At 36.8% G+C, this 13274-nt stretch carries 18 protein-coding genes; 3 read left to right on the top strand and 15 right to left on the bottom strand.

Annotation, left to right across the window (positions count from 1 at the left end; translation table 11 throughout):
• Window positions 1–73: 73 nt before the first annotated feature.
• From LFLEISCH_RS09160 to LFLEISCH_RS09095, 15 genes are all read right to left on the bottom strand, one after another.
• Complete coding sequence (locus tag LFLEISCH_RS09160; protein ID WP_007475711.1) at window positions 74–472, bottom strand: hypothetical protein; 399 nt, start codon at window positions 470–472, stop codon at window positions 74–76.
• Entirely contained in the window at window positions 469–1590 is a 1122-nt protein-coding gene (locus tag LFLEISCH_RS09155; protein WP_007475710.1) for a nucleotide sugar dehydrogenase, read from the bottom strand. Before LFLEISCH_RS09155 ends, LFLEISCH_RS09160 begins: the two co-directional genes overlap by 4 nt.
• Complete coding sequence (locus tag LFLEISCH_RS16190) at window positions 1584–1817, bottom strand: NAD(P)-binding domain-containing protein (RefSeq protein WP_007475709.1); 234 nt, start codon at window positions 1815–1817, stop codon at window positions 1584–1586. Before LFLEISCH_RS16190 ends, LFLEISCH_RS09155 begins: the two co-directional genes overlap by 7 nt.
• A 1-nt stretch (window position 1818) precedes the next feature.
• Window positions 1819–2586 (bottom strand): hypothetical protein, encoded by a 768-nt coding sequence (locus LFLEISCH_RS09145; protein WP_143211957.1) that lies wholly within the window; start codon window positions 2584–2586, stop codon window positions 1819–1821.
• 49 nt (window positions 2587–2635) lie between these two features.
• The gene (locus LFLEISCH_RS09140; protein ID WP_007475707.1) at window positions 2636–4075 is read right to left on the bottom strand and encodes an oligosaccharide flippase family protein; all 1440 of its coding nucleotides are present in this window, start codon (window positions 4073–4075) and stop codon (window positions 2636–2638) included.
• Window positions 4076–4084: 9 nt separating this feature from the next.
• Complete coding sequence (locus LFLEISCH_RS09135) at window positions 4085–4735, bottom strand: sugar transferase (protein WP_258404575.1); 651 nt, start codon at window positions 4733–4735, stop codon at window positions 4085–4087.
• Window positions 4711–5529, bottom strand: a complete 819-nt coding sequence (locus LFLEISCH_RS09130; RefSeq protein WP_007475703.1) for a glycosyltransferase family 2 protein — start codon at window positions 5527–5529, stop codon at window positions 4711–4713. The genes LFLEISCH_RS09135 and LFLEISCH_RS09130 overlap by 25 nt, the downstream gene beginning before the upstream one ends.
• The gene (locus tag LFLEISCH_RS09125; protein WP_007475701.1) at window positions 5516–6409 is read right to left on the bottom strand and encodes an O-antigen ligase family protein; all 894 of its coding nucleotides are present in this window, start codon (window positions 6407–6409) and stop codon (window positions 5516–5518) included. Before LFLEISCH_RS09125 ends, LFLEISCH_RS09130 begins: the two co-directional genes overlap by 14 nt.
• Window positions 6410–6927: 518 nt before the next feature.
• A complete protein-coding gene (locus LFLEISCH_RS09115) occupies window positions 6928–7476 on the bottom strand; it encodes a CpsD/CapB family tyrosine-protein kinase (RefSeq protein ID WP_077907974.1) in 549 nt (182 codons plus the stop codon).
• Entirely contained in the window at window positions 7476–7604 is a 129-nt protein-coding gene (locus tag LFLEISCH_RS16185) for a hypothetical protein (protein ID WP_277619596.1), read from the bottom strand. The genes LFLEISCH_RS09115 and LFLEISCH_RS16185 overlap by 1 nt, the downstream gene beginning before the upstream one ends.
• Window positions 7601–8272: a YveK family protein gene (locus LFLEISCH_RS09110; protein ID WP_007475694.1), complete on the bottom strand. Its 672-nt coding sequence runs from the start codon at window positions 8270–8272 to the stop codon at window positions 7601–7603. Before LFLEISCH_RS09110 ends, LFLEISCH_RS16185 begins: the two co-directional genes overlap by 4 nt.
• Before the next feature lie 17 nt (window positions 8273–8289).
• The gene (locus tag LFLEISCH_RS14720; protein ID WP_007475692.1) at window positions 8290–8997 is read right to left on the bottom strand and encodes a glycosyltransferase; all 708 of its coding nucleotides are present in this window, start codon (window positions 8995–8997) and stop codon (window positions 8290–8292) included.
• A gap of 27 nt (window positions 8998–9024) precedes the next feature.
• Window positions 9025–9438 carry a hypothetical protein gene (locus LFLEISCH_RS14715; RefSeq protein ID WP_007475690.1) on the bottom strand — a complete coding sequence of 138 codons (414 nt, stop codon included), beginning with the start codon at window positions 9436–9438 and terminating at the stop codon, window positions 9025–9027.
• Between the two features lie 17 nt (window positions 9439–9455).
• Window positions 9456–9965, bottom strand: coding sequence for a DUF4352 domain-containing protein (locus tag LFLEISCH_RS09100; RefSeq protein WP_007475688.1), 510 nt, complete (start codon window positions 9963–9965; stop codon window positions 9456–9458).
• Between the two features lie 296 nt (window positions 9966–10261).
• The gene (locus LFLEISCH_RS09095) at window positions 10262–10963 is read right to left on the bottom strand and encodes a Crp/Fnr family transcriptional regulator (RefSeq protein ID WP_007475686.1); all 702 of its coding nucleotides are present in this window, start codon (window positions 10961–10963) and stop codon (window positions 10262–10264) included.
• A gap of 538 nt (window positions 10964–11501) precedes the next feature.
• On the opposite strand from LFLEISCH_RS09095, the gene LFLEISCH_RS09090 reads away from it, so the two are divergent.
• From LFLEISCH_RS09090 to LFLEISCH_RS09080, 3 genes are read left to right on the top strand one after another with little or no spacing between them, the layout of a single operon-like run.
• Window positions 11502–11930 (top strand): MarR family winged helix-turn-helix transcriptional regulator, encoded by a 429-nt coding sequence (locus tag LFLEISCH_RS09090; RefSeq protein ID WP_007475684.1) that lies wholly within the window; start codon window positions 11502–11504, stop codon window positions 11928–11930.
• 9 nt (window positions 11931–11939) lie between these two features.
• Window positions 11940–12299 carry a DUF1304 domain-containing protein gene (locus LFLEISCH_RS09085; RefSeq protein ID WP_007475682.1) on the top strand — a complete coding sequence of 120 codons (360 nt, stop codon included), beginning with the start codon at window positions 11940–11942 and terminating at the stop codon, window positions 12297–12299.
• Window positions 12300–12313: 14 nt separating this feature from the next.
• Complete coding sequence (locus tag LFLEISCH_RS09080) at window positions 12314–13255, top strand: NADP-dependent oxidoreductase (RefSeq protein WP_007475680.1); 942 nt, start codon at window positions 12314–12316, stop codon at window positions 13253–13255.
• Window positions 13256–13274 lie beyond the last annotated feature (19 nt).

Below are 13274 nucleotides of genomic sequence, written 5' to 3'. Positions count from 1 at the left end.
TTTTTGAATGGTTCGCGTTTAAATTCATAACAGTGGAAAAAAGTAAATTAATTGTCCGCTTAAAATATTTTGATCACATAAAAATGCTCGCGAGAAGCCCGATATTTCCGTAGTGTGCAATAATAAAATCGTAGTTTCCTGTAGGGCACTTTGCACTAGCTACAGCAGGCTGCAAACGAAATACGATTTTGCCATATTTGATAGGATTAAGGGCTCGAAAAACTTTTTTTAACTGTTTGATACAGATAGTCGCCCGCTTTAAAAATCCTGTAGGCAAATATAAATAAGTTGTTTTCGCTAGCAAATTATAGTCTTTTACAAGCGGATGAAGATTTTTAAAATGACCTTCATGAAGGGCTAAAATATGAACATCATGACCAGCATCTACGGCGCCAGCTATTTGATTTAAAATGAATGTTTCTGACAAAGTAGGGAAGGCATCAACAAAAAATAAAACGCGTTTGGCTGTCATGACCAAATACCAATGCTTTCTTTTGTACTAAAGGAAGATTTTCCAAAAGTTCTTGTTTTATAATAAAAATCCTCCGGTAAAACATTTTTTGTATCCAGAATAAAATGGCAATTTTCACCAATCGCTTGTAAGCTAAACTGGCTATGATTAGTTAGAAGTATCGCTAAATCAAACGATTGAAACCTCTCGTACTGCAAAGGTAGAGAAGTTTGGTTTTCCCCGTTATCATCTATAAATTCATTTGCAACAGGGTCACAAAATGACACGTGAGCCCCTTTTTTTCGTAGCATTTCAAAAATTTTAAGAGCAGGAGCCTCGCGTAAATCGGCACTATTTTCTTTATATGTGACACCTAAAAGTAAAATTTTCGAATGTTTAATTGGTTTTTCGAGTTCATTTAATGTGTCTGCAATATACTGGACCATAACTTCTGGCATACTATAATTCACTTCATGCGCCAGTTGAATAAAACGACTATAAAAGTTTTCGGATTTTGCCTTCCAAGCCAAATACATCGGATCTAGCGGAATACAATGCCCACCAATGCCTGGACCGGGTGTAAATTTCATAAAGCCAAACGGTTTACTACTTGCCGCCTCAATCGTTTCCCAAATATCAATATCCAGTTTTTCAGCCAAAAGAGCCATTTCGTTAATAAAACCAATATTGATGCTGCGAAACGTATTTTCAAGCAGCTTACTCATTTCCGCGACCTCAAGCGAATTCACAGGGACAACCGTCTCCGCAACTTGCTTATAAAGCAACTCGCCCAGTTCTTTTGAATGGCTTTCCGCGCCGCCCACCACTTTAGCCGTATTATAAGTGGTAAATCGTGTGTTTCCAGGGTCGACCCGTTCCGGGGAATAAACAGCAAAAAAGTTTCTCCCCAAAGTAAAACCTTTATCAGAAAAAGCTTCGCAAATCACATCTCGCGTCGTCCCCGGATAAGTCGTGCTCTCGAGTGCCACCAAAATGCCGCTTTTCGCATGCTCTAAAATCACATCAACCGCTTGCTGAATAAAGCTTAAGTCTGGCTCCATGGCTTTGTTTAGCGGTGTAGGTACACAAATTAAAACCGCATCCGCCTCTAAAAGCGCGTTTGCATGTTGTGTTACCAAAAATTTCCCGCCAGTAAATTTCTATTTAATCGTTCTGAGCTAAAATCAAGAATATCTGAAACCCCGTTTTGAAGCCGCCCAATCTTTTCAGCCGAAGTATCATAGCCAATCGTTTTAAAACCCTGCTCAGAAAAAGCAAGCGCGAGCGGCAAGCCCACATAACCAAGCCCAATAATCGCAATTACAGCGCTTTTATCTTCCAATTTTGCCCGTATTAATGTTTTCATTTTATACTCCTCTCTGTATCTCTAAAATTTCTAACAGCGTATTTGTCACTCTATCCTGGCCGAGCGCATTGGCATGGTAAACCGAATCATACACCTCTTCTTTTTTTAGGCGAAAAAGGTTAGTATCATAAGGCATATTTAGCGAGTGATACAAACGGTCTAAATAGACTTCATTCGTTTGATTCTCAAAAAAAACAGGTGGCAATAATGTCGTTTTGATTCCTTGAAACTCAAGTCGCTGCCTAAAATTTTTAATTTCAACCGCCGTTAAAGTTTCCTGAAATTCCCTTGGAAAGGGAATCTGTTTTAACATATCCGGATTACGAAGCTGGCCCGAAAGCCCTAAATAACAGCCGGATTCAGCTAGTTCAGCCGCTTGTCGCCGCTTCATTTTTTCTGCCGTCGCCGAAGTTTTCGCATGCTTTAAACTAATCAACAATAATTTACCTTTGTTGTGATAGTTTTTCCTCGTCATCCAAATCCGCTGCCTTAAAAAGGTATCAATGGCAAAACCAAATACATAATAAGGCGGATTCGTATATTGGTTAAATTCTAAAGGTAAAATGACATGATCACCGGGATTTAAATGCGGTTCAAAGTAATCCATCGCATAGCGGAAACCAAGTCCGACGTTAACGCCTAAATTATAAGTGGGCTGACGAAACGCCTTTGTTAAAACTTCCGTGTTAAAACCGTATAAAACGCTACTACCGCCAAAGATGACCGTTTTTGTTTCTAGGCAGTTTTTTAGCATCATTTGCTTTTTCAAAAGCAGTCGCTCCATATTTTTAATGCTGTCAAAATTAAAAAATGACATCTTAATTTCCTACTTTCAAAACTTTTTGAATAAGAGAAAAACCTTTAAAGAGCATGATGTCCTTCACTAGGAAGAGATAGCTGAAATAGGCTGTAGCACCAACAATCACTTCTAGTAGCATGATCAAAAAAGGATTTTTTCCTAAAAAAATGGTTGAAATTATGATTTCTCCAGTACATGCGAGCGCGCTAGCTATAACATACGGAACAATCTGATAGAAGGCTTTTTTAAGCGAAAAGAATCTTCGCGCGAAAAATGCCTGAAATAGGCAAGCTAAGATGGTGAAAAGTAGATAGGCGAAAGACGTGCCAATGCTACCGTACGTAAACATCAGTATCAAATTAGCGAGTAAACTAAAGAGTGCAGCGGCTAAAATGCTAAGGGAGTAGGCGCGATTTTTTCCTAGTGTTACAAGAATTTGAATGCCTAAAATGCCACTTAACCCGGAAAAAAATAAACTAGGTGCAAGAATTTGTAAATTAAGAACGCTAGCTGTAAAAGCTTCTCCTAGAAAAAGGGGAATAAACGTCGGTGCTACAATAATTAGACCTGTTGCAAGTGGAAGCGTGGTAAAAGCGGTAAAGCGAAATGAAAAATAAGTGGAGCGCATAAAATCTTCCTTTTTTTCGCGATAATATTGCTTGACCATTCTCGGACTCATCACGGTGGTTAGAGCCGTTACAAAAACAACGAATAAGGTAATGAGTTTGAAAGCTTGGTTATAATAGCCGACATCTAATTTTGAGACAAAGCTGCCAAGTAAAACCTTGTTCAGTGAAACGGGAACTAAAGTAATAATGGGTACAACAGCAAACGTTAAAACGGGCAATAGATGTTTTTTAGCTTCACGCGGATGAAATTTAAATTTGGGTATAAATTTTCCCATCGGAAGCCAAGTGACCAGCTGCCCAACTAAAAGCGTGCCAGAGTTAATGAACATATAAAGCGCTAAATCGTTTTGATCTTTTACAAAAATAAAAATACTCAAGACTGAAAAAATACGCACCAGCATGTTGCGAATCATAATATTTTTAATGTTTTCTTGCCCCGTATAAAACCACGTAATATCAAGAACATACGAGAGAATCGTAAGGGAGTTGATGAGTAAAAAGGTCTGGTAGGCACTAGCGTGTATGGCGTAAAATAAATAGGTCAGGAGTACAGCAGAAGAAAAGCCAAACTGAACAAGATATAAATTAAAAAAAGTCTCGCCTAACTGTTTTGGCTCAGTGACACTCGCGATGACTTTTCTACCGTAATCTCCAATTCCGAGTGAGGCGAATGCAATAAAAATTTGACCGATTGAGCTAATATAGGCTTCAATCCCAATATTATTGGGCAACAGGACTCGCAAGACATAAGGCATCGTGAAAATGGGTGTAATCATAATCGTCATTTGATACAGTAAAACGAATATGTAATTTAAAGTGACTTTTTTCATGAGGAAAGCCTAAACAGACCCTTTACCACTTAAAACGCATTTTATGGTAAGAAGAAGAATAAACAAGTCTAAACGCAAGCTACAATTCTCCACATAGTACAGGTCAAATTCTATTTTCTGCCCGTGATTCATCTCACTACGTCCATTAGCTTGTGCCCAGCCGGAAATACCAGGTTTCGTTAATAAACGCGCCATTTGGTTTGTAGAATAGTGCTTTGTAATGGCAGGGATTTCAGGTCGCGGTCCGATAAAACTCATATCACCCTTTAATACATTCCAAAGCTGCGGCAACTCATCAAGACTAAACTTACGAACAAAGTAGCCGATTTTGGAAAGCTTAGTTGCTTCATTAGAACTTTTAAAAACAAAATCGTCCGGAACTTCACCTACCCAGTTATAATGTGTGCCATTATCTGTTTTGACGGCGCCAAGGCTTCGCATCGATCGGAATTTATAAATCGTAAAAGGTTGATTGAGATAACCTGTGCGAATTTGTTTAAATAAAATAGGCTCTTTAGGCGAGTCAATTTTCACTAAAATAGCTGTTAAAAGTAAGAAAGGTGATGAAAAAATCAGTAAGATAATGGAAAAAAGAATGTCACAAAATCTTTTAAACGTTTTGCTATAAGCGTTTTCTAAAGTTTCTGCTCTTTGTCGAATGTCATATCTACTTTTTTCTGAGTTAAAGTAAGCGATGATAGTCGTCCTCCCGTCTTGATATGTTTAAAAAATCCATTGTAAAAATAAAAAGGCATATTCCAAATGGACTGAAGTAACGATAATTGCTGTTCTTTTCGGTAAACCGTCCAAATATGTTTCGCCATCGTCAATTTATTACTCGATAAAGATGAATTCCCTTTCCGGTAATAAGCGAGAGAGGTCAAAATGCCTTCCGCGCGGTGCCCTTGTTTTAAAATTGCAAGCCATGTAGCTGTGTCTTCGGCTCCTTCTAAAATAGGCATTTGAATGGGACCTGTCTTTTTTGTGTCAATGACAACCGTCAAACAACCAATAATCGTATTTTTTAAAAGCTTGTGATAGGTTATCTTTTTAGGTACTTTCACAAAGCCGGTAATCTTTTCACCACTCGTATCAATAACCTCATAAGCCGAATAACAAAGCGAGAGATTATTCTTTTTCATATTTTCCAATTGAAAGCGCAGTTTCTCAGGTTTCCAAATGTCATCACTATCCAAAAAAGCGATATAGCGCCCCTTCGCTATCGTTAGCCCGTAGTTACGAGAATGTGCAACACCTTTATTTGCTGTTTTGGAATGTAAGAAAATTCTTGAATCATGAAAGCTTTTGACAATTTCTGCTGTGCGGTCTTTTGAATGATCATTAATTACATGTAATTCCCGATCGGAAAAGGTTTGATCACAAACGCTTGAAATCGCCGTTTCAATATGTGCCTCTGCATTAAACGCGGGCATGATAATACTAACAGTCGTCATAAGTTTGGCACTTCCTTTTTTTAAAAAAATAAATGTTTAAGATGGAGATACCGATGCCAATTCCGATGGCGAGGTGTCGTTTATCAATGGTGCTGCTTAGCGCTATGCTGGCTCCGACAAAAGCTATCCCTATGAGGAGTGGAATACTTGCTTCGGCCCCGCAGGCTTTTTTTATCCAATAACTGATGCTTGCATAAAAATAATAGATAAAAAAACTTGCGATCCATAAAATCGCGATAATGCCACCATTTGCAAAAGCTTCCAGCCAGTAATTATGTGGTGCCCAGTAATTACCTGATAGTCGTTCAAACCCGTACATATAATTGTCGAGTTTTACCGGTAAAATACCTGCCCCAAGTCCCAAATAGTGAGACTCCTGAATAAATTTCCACGATGCTTGATACATTTGAAGTCGCTCAAGCGTTGAAGTTCCTTTATCCGTAAAAGAGGTGGAAATAATTTGTTCTAAGCGACTAAGAGTTGAAAAATTGTAAAATGTTGAGCATAAACAAAAAGACCAGTCAAGCAACGCATATAAAATTAGAACAATATAGGATCTCACCCAGCTAAATAGTAAAATTAGGAGCTGGATACCTAAAACGAGCATCGCCATCCGTGAATACGTCATAATCGTTAAAAAAACGGTGGCTACAACAATGATGCCCGCTACGATTACTCGAATATTTTTTCGCGGATATTTCAGAACTTGAATAACGACGAGCGGGAAAAAAATAGTTAAAACGGAAGCAAAATCGTTCGTATTAAATTGAAAGCCAGTAGGTTGAAATTTACTTGTTGTCGTCAAATAATATAATGAACCAGATTGCGGCAAATGATACCCCGTTATACTCTCAACACAACCAAGAGCAAGCATCAACATATAAAAAACAACCATTAAATTGCAGAAAGTACGCAGCTCACGTTTTCCCGGCAAGCTATATACACAAAGAAACAAAATATACAGCCACTCGAATAAAAAGTAAAGATAACGAAAGCTTTCGCTAAAACTAGGTGTCCAAAAAAAGGTGATAAGCATGCTCATAATAAATAAAAGAAATAAAATAAAAAAAAGCTCGCACGTGATAAACTCTCTCTAAAATATGAGTGTGACTAACGCACAATAAAATAAGATGAATGGGAATTAAAATCCGAAATAAAAATAAGTTTTCATTTCCCGGAATGCCTAGATAGGACCCAAATAATCCAGCAAATAGAATAATAATCCCCAAAGTATAAACAATTTTGTCCATTGCAGGCCGAAAATAAATAAGCAGGATGATGAAAAAAACGCCGAACAGTAAAAACCCATATTTTAGAAAAACAGCAGCTTCTATAATCAAAAGAGCTAGTAAAATAAGGAGAAATTTCATCCATCCGCGAGAGGCTACCTTTAACCAATTAATAATAAACATAGCTACTTTTTGCCTTTTTGTTGTACGTGTAGCCGTTTAAAATCGCACCAATAATAGGTGTTCCCGTTTTAGAAATTGCCTCTTTAGCTTCTTTTAACTCTTGCATTTTTGTTTCGCCATTTTTCACTACAAAAATAACCCCGTCACATAACGTCGCCACCACGCGAGAATCAGATAAAATTCGAACAGGAGGCGTATCAATAAAGACATAATCAAAGTCCTCTGAAATAGCCGCGATGAGTTCTTTTAAAGTATCTGAACTAATCACCTCTAAAGGATTTGGTGGCAAAGGTCCTGTTGGAAGCAAATATAAATTATCTTCGTTTAAGGATAAAACGTAGTCGTTTAAGTCCCCATCTTCACGAAGGATATTCATTAAGCCTTTTGTATTCTGCCCGCAAAGAGACTTAGAGAGGCGCGGGCGATGTAAGTCTAAATCAATTAGGAGCACTCGTTTTCCTTGTCGGGCTGCTTCTTGTGCGATTTTGCTAATGCACAAAGTTTTCCCTTCTCCTTTATTAGCAGAGGTGAACATTAATATTTTTTTTCTTTTTTTTGTGTAATCAGCGCGAACTCTAAGCTCACTTGAATTGAGCGAATTTTTTCGGCTTCAAAAGATTTTTTATTGGTTAAAAAAAGCCCGTTTAGTTTCTTTTTCTTCATTTGGAGCACCCTCCTTTAAAAACAGGTAAATCGCCTAAAAAGGTTAGTCCCATCTCCTCTAAATTTTCCTTTTGACGAATAAAGTTGTCATAATGAGCGCGCAGTAACGAAATGATAATGGCAATGCCAATACCAAAAGCAAAAGCGAGTATATAGCGCGTGACATTACTTGTCTTAACGGCTTTACTGGCACTTTCAAGCTTAATAATCTTTGTACCGCTAAATAAAGATGGGAAATCTTTTTGCGCCACCGTAGCAATACCATTTGCAACCGTTTCGACCATTTCAGGGTTTTTATCAACAACCGTAACGGTAAAGACAAGTGAGTTAACATTTCCAGAAACCGTCACCTTTGTAGCAAGAGCAGTACTTGATAGGTTTAAATCATAGCGCTTGATGACATTTTGCAAAGTTCTCGAGCTATTTAGCGTTGTACTATATGTGTCAATTAGTTGGATGGAGGAACGAACATTATCCGATGTTTGAAGTTCGTTCGATTGTGATTTTGTCGAAACTAATATTTGTGTTTGCGACGTATATAAAGGTTTAATCACATAGTTACTTAATAGGTAAGTGATAGCAATGAGAAGCAAAGGGACTAGAATAAACCAGTACCAAGATTTTCTCATGCTGCGGAAAAACTTTTGAAATGTGAGTTCTTGTATCATTCGTATCTCCTGACGTTTCATTTTTCTGAAGTGGTATAAATGAATTGAATCATTTTTTGCGCTTCTATTTCCCAGTGATAGGCTTCTTCATACGCTTTTCTTCCATTGTTGCCCATTTTTGTTAAAAGCTCTTTTTCTTTGGAGTAAGTTGAAATTTCAGCAGCCATTGTTTCTAAATCAAAAGGATCAACTGTAAAACCCGCCTGATGCTCTTCAATTAATTGTTCCCAACTCGTAAAATGGGATGCAACGATTGGAAGTACAGCTGCCATATATTCAAATAATTTAGTCGGAAGCGATTTAACATAATTAGGAAGAGGGTGGAGGATGCAAATCCCTAAATCTGCATGCGCATAAATTTCCCAAATCTCAGGGTACGGGATTCGACCATGTAACTCCACAATTTCATGTAATTGATGTTCATAAATAAATGCTTGTATTTTTTCATCTAAATCCGCAGCAATAGGACCGACAAGTTGAAGTTTAAACTGACTATCGCTTTGCTTTTTTAGCATCGAAATAACTTCCAACATTTCAAATACGCCGCGGTCCTCTGTTATGCTACCAACATATACAATATTAAATACTGTACTGAATATTTTGTGTTTATATGTTCTTTTTTGATAGGTTGGATAGTTTAAAACTTCAATTTTTTGACACGAAATGTGCTTGTAACTTTCAGCGTAAGATTTCTCTGCAAAAATAATATAATCCAAATACTTCATCGTTACATTTTCCATCCGTTTTGCGAACTAACTGGCTACTTTTCGTAAAAATTTCGTTGGAATCCATTTTTTAGTTAATAAATCTTTTGTGAAATTTTCATGCATATCGTAAATAAAAGTAGCTTGAGGTTTGTGTTTTTTTAGTCTCGGCATTAAAAGAAGCAGTTCGGGATCGTGAAAGTGGTAAAACTTGGCATCAGTCTTTTTCGCAGCCTGATATAAATAGTGCCACCGCAAAGGACGAGATAGTCTTGACTTACTTTCATTTAAAAGTATGACAGTAACATTTGGATGGCTCATAAGTTCCATTCCATTTTCAATAGCATAGAAATAAACTTTAAATCCCGCATCAGCTAGCGAAAGTGCTTCTTTATAATAAATTCGTGTATCATTCCATACGTGTACGGAACTAAACATCATCACTTTTTTAGAATTGAGCATGGTAGTTATTCCTTTTTTTATTTAGTCGGGGAACCAATAGACCATTCTAGCATAGGCGTTTTAGGTCCATTAACAGGATGATAAACTAGCTTATAGTCGCCCTTAACATCTGGAATAGCAAAATAAGCATTCCCATCAAGCGTTTTACTAGGCTTAATTACATCACCAAAACTATCATAATACCCATGTGAGGCGATTTTCTCTTTACCTAAAAGAAGATAAAAGTCACCAGCGCCAATACCAAAATCACTTTTCGTTTTATTTTCAATGTGCATAGCCACAACCGTTAATGTTTTGCCCTTTTCTTTAAAAGTATCATCTTGCTTCAACTTAAAACTTTTAGGCGTAATCGAAATATCTGTAAAAACTTTTGCTTTGTTTAAATCAGTGGATGAAGTACTCTTTGCTGCCGTAGTACCATTTGCCGCCTGATTCTCTTTCTTTGGTGTTTCTGAACAGGCTGTAAGTAGCGCCATGCTCATAATGAGCGTCGTGACAATAAAAGCGCTCCTCTTAAAAATCTTCATAAGTAACCTCCATTTGAAGTAGCATACTCTCTCCATTTATGGAGAGAGCTGCCTAAATTATTTAAACTCGTTTCCACTATATTTAGTAGAATAATGTGTATGTTTGAAGCTATTTGATTGCAAACTGTTTTTTTCTGCACCCTTAACCTGCTAAAAGTTCACGGTTAGCACATGAATTTATTTGCAGATTCCTTGTAGACACCTCCTTTATGTCGAGTGATAGCGCGTTTTGTAGACTTAACCACTGTCAAGCCAATAAAAATAAAGCATTGTACGCTCCTCCTTTTTTAAAAAATTTAGTTTGTGCGAGTCAAATGATGCTTTACATCTGTGCGAAAAAAATTGAAATAAGAGTCTACATGTTCTTCTCGAATAATGAGGCAGTTATTTTCAATTTCTAACCAACCTTCTTTTTCTAACGTGTCGAGAATTCTCTTTAATGAATTCATGGTTAAGTTCGCAAAATTCGAAATAATAGATTTATTAAAGCATTTGGGAATAAGAATACCTTTATCTGTTGCCACACCAAACTCTTTTGCAAGATAGGATAGGGCATATTGCAATTTTTCCTTACCTTTTTTATGTATGCATACGTATGTACGAGTTAATTGCTCTAGTCGTCTCTTTTCTTGCAAAATTAAATGGACACAACCTTCTTGAAGGCTTAGCAAATTATAAAGCGCTTCTTCTGTGTCAAACTCTAAAAGAACGGCATTTTCTAAAATAAAAAAAGTGTCTCTTGATAAATCTTCAGTGAAAAGACTTTCCAGCCCAATAAAATTATTTTCACCATCAATCGCAAGAATGACACCATTTCGACTTGTCATCACTTTGCCTTTTAGAATGTAATAAATTTTTTTCTCCACGTGAATTTGCTGCCTGCGCTTTAAATTTAATGTTTTATGTTCTGTGCAGGAAATAATATCAAAAAGATTTTGATTATCAAAAGTTTCTTGTACAACAGTCGTATCGTATAAATAAGCAAATGAATTCTCCATCTAAAATCCCCCTCTGTTATTTAAACAGCTTATCTTTTTCTATCTACTTTTATTGTAAAACTGAATAAAGGGAATAAAAATAGTCGTATTTTGAATTTCTCATAGCTGATTTCGAATTTTCTGTTACAAAGTGATTGACATTTTAGGTAATTATTTTACAAAATTCGGAATATTGTAATTTTAATAACTTTATTGGAGCTTAAATATGAACAATATAACAAATTGAGATATTAACGTTGGAATACAAGATAAAAACGCCTTTATCTCGTGAATAAAGCCGCAAAGTTAGAGTTTGTTATGAAGCAATCATTTTGGTCTAATACAAACTATTAATATTCCGGAAGTGTGCGCATGATTAATCAGCCCCTTTCAGTTATCGTTTTGGACTATATGTATGTATTCGACTTATCTTAAGTATAATCGAGATTGGAAAGAAAGCTAGAAGAAAATTTTAAAACAAAAAGGTTGTAGAAAAGTTTAGAATCGTTTATAATTGACGAATCAACAATTGATTTATCAATTATTAAGGGGGTGGAGTATGGAGAATCATTCTGTGCGCCAAATTTTCCATCTAATTAAAAATGTGGATATACGCATGACGCAGCTTTTTGAACGAGAAACGGAAGTGAGTTTAACACGATATCAAATTTTAAACGTGCTCATGGAATACGGAAAGCAGACGCAGCGGGCGCTACAGGCGAAACTCCGAATCGACAATGCAGCAATAACAAGACATCTTAAGCTTTTAGAAGAAAGTGAGTACGTCGAACGGGTTAGGAATCCAGAAAACCAGCGTGAAATTATCGTCTCATTAACAGAAACAGGAAAAGAAATAGTTTCAAGCTGTATTCGCTTAGGCGAAAATTTTATTGAGCAGCTTTTCGCAGGTTTCACAGCAAGCGACATTGAAAAATTGCGGGATGCTCTTATGAAAATGGATCAAAATATAATGGAGATGGAAAGTTAGGAGGAAATTATGGGTATTATTACCATTATTTTTGCTACTCTAGTAGCACTAGAACATTTTTATATTATGTATTTGGAAACTTTCCAAACGACATCGAAAAAAACAGCTCAGACGTTTAATATTCACCGAGATGTATTGAAAGATAAGAACATCCAAACGCTATTTAAAAACCAAGGTGTATATAACGGGGCGATTGGACTAGGGATTTTATATGGGCTTTTTGTAGCCCAATCAGCAGAAATTGTAGCTTTATTACTCGTTTTCGTAATCGTTGTAGCGGTTTATGGTAGTTTAACGAGCTCAAAATCGATTATAATTAAACAAGGTGGCCCTGCCATTCTTGCCTTTATTTCTTTATTTATTTTTTAGGAGGAGAGAGAAAAATGAAAACAAATGCAGTTATTATTAATCAATACGGTGGTAAAGAAGTTTTGGAGGATGGGGTTGTAAATCTTCCTGAACTAGGTGAGAAACAAGTGATGGTTCAAGTGAAGGCGACTTCCATTAATCCAATTGATTGGAAGCTTCGTGAGGGATATTTAAAAGAAATGATGCCATTTGAATTTCCGATTATTCTTGGTTGGGATGTAGCGGGTGTCATTACTGAAGTGGGCTCTGCGGTGCAAGATTTTAAAGTGGGCGATGAGGTGTTTGCTCGTCCAGAAACAACGCGTCTTGGTACTTATGCGGCCTATACGATTGTAGATGAAGGCTTGCTCGCTAAAAAACCAACTAATATTTCATTTGATGAAGCGGCTGCTGTGCCACTTGCAGGTTTAACAGCTTATCAGGCTCTTTTTGAGCATGGTTCGCTTAAAGCTTCTGAAAAAGTTTTAATCCATGCAGGTGCTGGTGGTGTTGGTATATATGCCATTCAACTGGCTAAAATTGCAGGTGCTAAAGTGTACACGACAGGAAGTGAAAAAAATCATGCCCTTTTAAAAGCGCTCGGTGCTGATGAAGTGGTGGATTATCGGAAAAAAGATTTCTGGGATGTATTTACAGATATTGATTTGGTGTTTGACACGATGGGCGGGGACGTTCAAACGAATAGTTTTAAAGTTTTAAAGGAAAACGGACGTTTAATTTCTATAGTAAGTGCGCCGGATGAGAATTTAGCCAAAGAAAAAGGAATTCTTGCTAAAAGCATTTGGTTACAACCGAACGGAGAACAATTAAGTAAGCTTGGTGAATATCTTGCTACTTCTAAGTTAAGAAGTGTGATAGGAGCGACTTTCCCATTAAATCGTGAAGGTATTTATAAAGCACATGAGTTGAGTGAAACGCACCATGCAGTAGGGAAAATAGTTATACAAGGTGAATAAAAGAATAAGTAGCGTCATC

Origin of the sequence: Listeria fleischmannii subsp. fleischmannii LU2006-1, from assembly GCF_000344175.1 — a bacterium.
In the GTDB taxonomy this organism is placed as follows: Bacteria; Bacillota; Bacilli; order Lactobacillales; family Listeriaceae; genus Listeria; species Listeria fleischmannii.
The sequence above is the reverse complement of the archived record's forward strand: the minus strand, read 5'-3'. Positions and strand labels throughout refer to the sequence as shown.

Coding starts and splice junctions, on each gene's coding strand:
- LFLEISCH_RS09090 (WP_007475684.1), top strand. CDS start 11,502: ATGGAGAATCATTCTGTGCGCCAAATTTTCCATCTAATTAAAAATGTG.
- LFLEISCH_RS09110 (WP_007475694.1), bottom strand. CDS start 8,272: ATGATACAAGAACTCACATTTCAAAAGTTTTTCCGCAGCATGAGAAAA.
- LFLEISCH_RS09100 (WP_007475688.1), bottom strand. CDS start 9,965: ATGAAGATTTTTAAGAGGAGCGCTTTTATTGTCACGACGCTCATTATG.
- LFLEISCH_RS16185 (WP_277619596.1), bottom strand. CDS start 7,604: ATGAAGAAAAAGAAACTAAACGGGCTTTTTTTAACCAATAAAAAATCT.
- LFLEISCH_RS16190 (WP_007475709.1), bottom strand. CDS start 1,817: ATGAAAACATTAATACGGGCAAAATTGGAAGATAAAAGCGCTGTAATT.
- LFLEISCH_RS09115 (WP_077907974.1), bottom strand. CDS start 7,476: ATGTTCACCTCTGCTAATAAAGGAGAAGGGAAAACTTTGTGCATTAGC.
- LFLEISCH_RS09095 (WP_007475686.1), bottom strand. CDS start 10,963: ATGGAGAATTCATTTGCTTATTTATACGATACGACTGTTGTACAAGAA.
- LFLEISCH_RS09085 (WP_007475682.1), top strand. CDS start 11,940: ATGGGTATTATTACCATTATTTTTGCTACTCTAGTAGCACTAGAACAT.
- LFLEISCH_RS09140 (WP_007475707.1), bottom strand. CDS start 4,075: ATGAAAAAAGTCACTTTAAATTACATATTCGTTTTACTGTATCAAATG.
- LFLEISCH_RS09160 (WP_007475711.1), bottom strand. CDS start 472: ATGACAGCCAAACGCGTTTTATTTTTTGTTGATGCCTTCCCTACTTTG.
- LFLEISCH_RS14720 (WP_007475692.1), bottom strand. CDS start 8,997: ATGAAGTATTTGGATTATATTATTTTTGCAGAGAAATCTTACGCTGAA.
- LFLEISCH_RS09125 (WP_007475701.1), bottom strand. CDS start 6,409: ATGTTGATGCTTGCTCTTGGTTGTGTTGAGAGTATAACGGGGTATCAT.
- LFLEISCH_RS09080 (WP_007475680.1), top strand. CDS start 12,314: ATGAAAACAAATGCAGTTATTATTAATCAATACGGTGGTAAAGAAGTT.
- LFLEISCH_RS09130 (WP_007475703.1), bottom strand. CDS start 5,529: ATGACGACTGTTAGTATTATCATGCCCGCGTTTAATGCAGAGGCACAT.
- LFLEISCH_RS14715 (WP_007475690.1), bottom strand. CDS start 9,438: ATGCTCAATTCTAAAAAAGTGATGATGTTTAGTTCCGTACACGTATGG.